Source organism: Lutimonas sp. (genome assembly GCF_051011215.1).
GTDB lineage: Bacteria > Bacteroidota > Bacteroidia > Flavobacteriales > Flavobacteriaceae > Lutimonas.
On record NZ_JBPCUJ010000057.1, the window covers coordinates 1 to 5,049 of the forward strand.

Below are 5,049 nucleotides of genomic sequence, written 5' to 3' on the forward strand. Positions count from 1 at the left end.
AGGCATAGGAGCCCATTCTTCTTTCGGTGATTTCTCAACAATAGTTTTGTTGATTTGACTATTGACTTGAAAACAAATCAAGTACATAAGTATAAATGTCAAGAGCCTTAATGAGCTTAAATTCGTATTTTGACATTTCATAAGTTTTAAGATAAATATGTCATTTTACGATCTGTAATTTACAAAAGAATCTCTCCTATCACATTCCTATTCTATGTAATTGCTGATGCCTTAGATGCATTATTCCTCATTTAAAACGTATAATCAGAGATTAATTAAGAAATCCAGACATAACATCTTGCCGATAATTAAATGGCAATTTATTCCTTCATTTTAATGGCCTCTATATTACTTTTCATTTCTAACTTTATTCTTGTCATCATTAACTGGGTCCAATTGTAAAGACTGGGTTGGGAAGGCAAAATCAATATTCGCTTCTTTCAGTTTGCTGATGATCTCGAAATTGATGCTTTCGGCATGGGCCATATACTCCCAGTGAACCGGAGGGAAATGCCAGTAGATGATATAGATATTAAATGAATCATCATTGATCTGGTTAAAATATACTCGTGGCGGATACTCCGGATTGTTAATCGCCAGATTAGGGTGATATTCATCACTTTCTATATTAGGAACCGATAAGACTTCCTTGATAAGTTCAACACTTTTTTCTACTATATCTTTTGATGATTCATATTTGATCCTAATGTCAAACTCCCTTCTCAAAAATGGTCTTTGCTGAATGTTTTCAATTTCAATGGAGGCCATTTTTTCATTGGGGATAGAAACAACTGGACCAGTCAAAAGTCTGATCTGTGTAGATCGAATTCCGATAGATTCAACCGTACCATTGTGCTCCATGATCTTTACCCGGTCACCAACTCTATAGGGCTTGTCGGCAAAAATCGTAAAACTGGCGATAACGTTTTCCAAGGTTGATCGTGCAGCTAATGCGATGGCAATACCACCAATCCCTACACCGGTAATCAACGACACCGAGGCAATGCCTAATTCCGAGAGTCCGTAAAGCAAAATTGATGAAGCTACCAGGATAGCAACGATCATAAAAACGGCTCGGGTATAGGTGGCTTCTAATCCGATCTTGTCAACATTCTTCATTTTTACAATATACTTGGAAATAGCAACGATAATATTGAAGGACAACAAGGAAGAGATCAACCAGAAAATAGACTCCAAAATGATCTTTAATGCCAGCAATAGGCCTCCGGTGATATTGATACGATCACTAATGATGATACTTAAAAACAAAGTGAGACCCAGAACGATGATCAATAAAATGGTACGCCTTAAGTTGATATTCTCCTTATTGGGTTGTATCAAATATTTATAGATAATATTTAATAGAAACAGTGAGATCATAAAATAACCGACTAAAAAGATCCATTGCCATACGGTTTGAGAAAACACCTCTTGATTAGCCCATTCTGGCAGGAAAACATTCCATTTGGGTGGCATTAGTTTTCCCGGTGTACTCGCATAAAAAGTATAAAAACCTGCGGATACATTATCATCTGTTCTATAGGGAAGATGTACTGATTTTTCGTAAAACTCTTGTAATCTTGAAACGGTTTCGGCTGAAAATAAGTATTTTCCTTTTTGGTAGCCTTTGTCAATTCTAACCAGCGTAATTTCAGTATCAGGTATTGTGTAAAAGGCTAATTCTGAATCTTCATCCTGAATTGAGTCGAGAGATTTTGTTCCGGGTACCTCATTCATACTTGGAAGATCAATCCTGTCAAGAATTTCTTTCAACATTATAGGACCACTATACGCCAAATGCTTTCTCAAAGAAGGAGGGAAGGAGGAAAGGTCCAAAGAATATGCCGCCTTTTCAAATAGTCGTTCAGCTCCGTACACTTTGGGCTTCACACTATCATCTATATACCATCCAGGTAATTCAATATTTTCTTCATGAGCTTCTATTAATAATTCGTAGGAGGCATTCATGTTATCAATAAAACTGAATAATGTCTCTCGTGGGCTAGACACATTGGGCGTCCTCAATGGAGATCTAATTTGTTCAACAGTCGTGGAGTCTAAATCCGCCGCCTCAAGGGCCATAGAATCTATCGTAGTTTCCTGGGAAAATACGGTCGTTGAAAAGATGCAGAACATGGACCAAACGGCCATTTTCCTCACACTTTTAATATAGTCCTTTTTTAAATCATTCATAACTAATCAAATATTAATGCCAGATAGATCAGGAAGAGTACCAGATGCACGATTCCTTGTATAAAATTACTCCGTTTTCCTGAAAAAGTCACCATACTGACAGCCAAGGTAAGGATTAGTAAAAAACTGTCTTCAGGTCCTAAACCTAAGATCACTTTTTTACCCGTAATTATACCAATCAATAAAACCGCCGGAACGGTGAGGCTAATCGTGGAAAGTCCAGAGCCCAAACTAATATTGATTGATCGCTGTAAATCATTTCTTAAAGCAGATTTGGCAGCAGCCATTCCTTCTGGAGCCAGTACCAAAACAGCAACCAACAATCCTCCAAGAGCCACCGGAAATCCGATTTCTCCAATCCCAAAATCAATGATCTTGCTCAGGCTTTTCGAAAGTAGAATAATAACTAGCATATAGGCAACAAGGAATAGCATATGGTAGCCTAAAGATTTTGGTTTATGCTCGTCTTCATGCAGGGCTTCAGAATAACTCATTTGAAAATAATCTTTATGTCTGTAGGTCTGTGCAAACAGAAATGCCAGATATAAAATTGCGGTAACAGCGATCCCGATCCAGGTCATGCTTAATGAAAAGGTACCTGTCTCAGTAGACTGGGTATAATTTGGTAAGATTAAACTCAAGGTGGCCAAGGGGATTAAAATAATAAGATAGGTTTGGGCTCCCTGAATATTAAATTTCTGTTCAAAATGTTTTAGCCCTCCGATGATCAAGACCAAACCTGTAAGACCATTTAAAACAATCATGATCACCGAAAACATCATATCTCTACCCAAGGTAGGATTGTCATCGCCGGTTAGCATGATGGTAGAGATCAGAAGTACCTCTATTAGAATTACTGAAAGTGTCAGGATCAAGGTTCCAAAAGGTTCTCCCAGCTTTATGGCCAGCATATCAGCATGGACAACTACTTTAAAGGAAGCCCATAGCATGATGCTAAAAAGAGCTATAAAGGAAATGGATGTTGAGGTCATATTAGACCCCATATCACTTAGCCAAGCTACACCGGGTCCAAAAAATAATAGTACTGTAACAATGCCCAGAATAAGAGGATATTCATTTTTAATTAGCGTTTTCATAGTTGATTTTTTATGTAGTTAGTTGCGTTTAAAAGTTAAAAAACACACCAAGTGTCGTTGTGTTAATAGGCAACAGATTCAGATCCGAATCTGTTACATCGTATTTACGATATCCGAGGTAAATAACCAGATTAATAGGGTTGATAGATTGATTTACAAAAAAGCTATAACTAGTGGCTCTCTCACCTTCTATGGTTGCATCATGATTTTTTGCATAGTCAATTGAAAAGGATGTTTTGCCTAAGTCGGTAAAGTTTTGTTGTATCCCTCCTTTGATCACAAAGCCATATGGATCTCGATCGTCGGGGGTGAATCCATAGGAGGCAATGGTAGTTAGGTTGATGCCTGTTTCTTCATGTCTAATTCCGAATCCGGCCAATGTTCTAGAATCAAGATCTCGAAATGGTTTTTGCTCATATGTTAGCACGGCTCTAAAGGCCCATTTGCCTACTTCTGGGAAAAATCTTACAGAAGCATCCCATCGACTGTCAGCAGCTGCAGAAGCTGAGACCATAAAGCCTCCGGCAAAAGATTTGGAATCAAATCGGATGCGGTCGGCTAACATTAGACGTTCTGTATCAAGAAAATAATTAAAGACCTGTCGGTCAGATAATTCATTAGAATCAGCATCTACAAACTTCATTCCCGGAGCCAGGTTACCTGAGGTCAACATAGATCCAATACTGGTTCCTGACATATCGACTTCTGTAAAGACAGCTGAAGAAGTAAATCCACTTCCTAATTCTAAGCTACCGATTTTTTTATGACTGATTCCTACTTCACTGATCAAGGCCCTAAATGCGACTCCCGGGTTCTTATTGTCCTGGCTTACCTCGAAGGGCCGATTACTCTGAATACCGATCCAAAGGTTTCCAAATACACTGATGTTTTCGTTCAAACTGTTTTCAACACTCACCCTTAAATGGGTAGGTGGTTGTTCTGAATCCATGAAGAAAAAATCATTATTCAATCCGTCATCGACATACATAATCGTTCTGTGGATGGATCCGCCAAACGAAATGCTCCCAGATTCCCAATCGTACATTAAAAAATGATCTTGCACGATGCTGTCTAGCCGAGATTTATTAGTGTCTTTCTCTGACACTGAATCTGGATCTCTTTGGGCCAATAGTGAAACAGGTAATAAGACTGTAAAAAGAATAATTAGTTGAATAATTAGTTTCATAGTATAATTAGTTAATAGACAATTCTCTTTCCATATGAAGAATCGAATATAAAAAAAACAAACATTAGTTTTAGCATGGAGCCTGGCGCCCATTTATATGATGGGCGCCAAGATCATTATTCATTATATTCTATCTGACCACAACTAAAGCTTGCTACATCTTTTGGATCTCCCTTACCGTCATAGACCGCCACTTCTGGATAGGCACATAATAATTGTGAACCACTGGGCTGAAATTGTTCGTCTACAAAATACACAGTGACCTGCTCAGGAGCTTCTTCGCCTCGTACCCATTGATCGAGTTCATCAATCCAATTCACCCATGACGGTCCATCACCGCCCAAACAATGTCCAACACCTGGCATCATAAACAGTTTCACATCGTCTGCTGCCTTCGGATCATTTGAAATAACATCTTCATAATAAGCAATGGTTCCTAAAGGTGAAATAGCCATATCAGACCACCCCGTAAACATAAGGAGTTTTCCTCCTTTAGCTCTAAACTCAGCAAGATTAGGATCTGTAGCGTTCATTGTTTTGGCAATGACTCTTGCATCATGTTCTAATTTGTTT

General features: G+C 38.4%; 4 protein-coding genes. All 4 read right to left on the minus strand.

Going from position 1 to position 5,049, the window contains the following annotated elements; all coding sequences use genetic code 11:
- Positions 1-348: 348 nt before the first annotated feature.
- On the minus strand, positions 349-2,193 hold the full coding sequence (locus ACR2MV_RS05640) for a mechanosensitive ion channel family protein (protein WP_434020930.1): 1,845 nt from the start codon (positions 2,191-2,193) through the stop codon (positions 349-351).
- Positions 2,194-2,195: 2 nt separating this feature from the next.
- Positions 2,196-3,290, minus strand: coding sequence for a calcium:proton antiporter (locus ACR2MV_RS05645; protein WP_434020931.1), 1,095 nt, complete (start codon positions 3,288-3,290; stop codon positions 2,196-2,198).
- 28 nt (positions 3,291-3,318) lie between these two features.
- Positions 3,319-4,476 carry a porin gene (locus ACR2MV_RS05650; RefSeq protein WP_434020932.1) on the minus strand — a complete coding sequence of 386 codons (1,158 nt, stop codon included), beginning with the start codon at positions 4,474-4,476 and terminating at the stop codon, positions 3,319-3,321.
- 116 nt (positions 4,477-4,592) lie between these two features.
- Positions 4,593-5,049, minus strand: a 457-nt coding sequence (locus ACR2MV_RS05655; RefSeq protein WP_434020933.1) for a tannase/feruloyl esterase family alpha/beta hydrolase, incomplete at its 5' end; no start/stop codon positions are given.

Bases quoted from the DNA above. Each gene is read 5' to 3' on its own strand.
- ACR2MV_RS05640 (WP_434020930.1), bottom strand. From the start codon at position 2,193: ATGAATGATTTAAAAAAGGACTATATTAAAAGTGTGAGGAAAATGGCC.
- ACR2MV_RS05645 (WP_434020931.1), bottom strand. From the start codon at position 3,290: ATGAAAACGCTAATTAAAAATGAATATCCTCTTATTCTGGGCATTGTT.
- ACR2MV_RS05650 (WP_434020932.1), bottom strand. From the start codon at position 4,476: ATGAAACTAATTATTCAACTAATTATTCTTTTTACAGTCTTATTACCT.